The sequence below is a fragment of the Vibrio sp. HI00D65 genome (assembly GCF_001635455.1).
Classification (GTDB): Bacteria; Pseudomonadota; Gammaproteobacteria; order Enterobacterales; family Vibrionaceae; genus Vibrio.
In genome coordinates this window covers 1-360 of the sequence record NZ_LWEH01000431.1, presented here as the reverse complement: position 1 = coordinate 360, position 360 = coordinate 1, and the positions used below count along the sequence as shown (strand labels likewise).

The 360-nt window shown below is 39.7% G+C and carries 1 protein-coding gene; it reads left to right on the top strand.

What is annotated here, in order from left to right; all coding sequences use genetic code 11:
• The coding region (locus tag A3712_RS21730) for a DUF6482 family protein (protein ID WP_063525006.1) at nt 1–296 on the top strand (296 nt) is incomplete at its 5' end.
• Nucleotides 297–360 lie beyond the last annotated feature (64 nt).

Here is a 360-nt window from a genome sequence, read left to right as displayed (position 1 = left end):
CACTCAGTAAACTGGAAAAATTTTTCTATTTCGACAAGCTTGTCATCCACTCTCTCGATCTCGCTTTGTATCAAGTCTCGGTTGTAGTCGATGGAAAAGAACACTTTGTTACTGACGATAAAGGGAATTTTTTAAGGGCGCATTCGATATTGGAGTTGCAAAAACAATGTCGTAACTTGAAAGCGAACAAACAGGTGCTTCGCCAGCAAAGTGCCTATGATGAAATGGTTGGGCAGCCAAGTAGGAATAACACTAACGAACTGGAAGTGTTGTTGATAGATAACGAGCTCTATTGAATTTAGATTGAAAGGGTAGAAAGTGCGAGTTAGGTTTGTTAGCTCGCACCTCATTAATTAACTT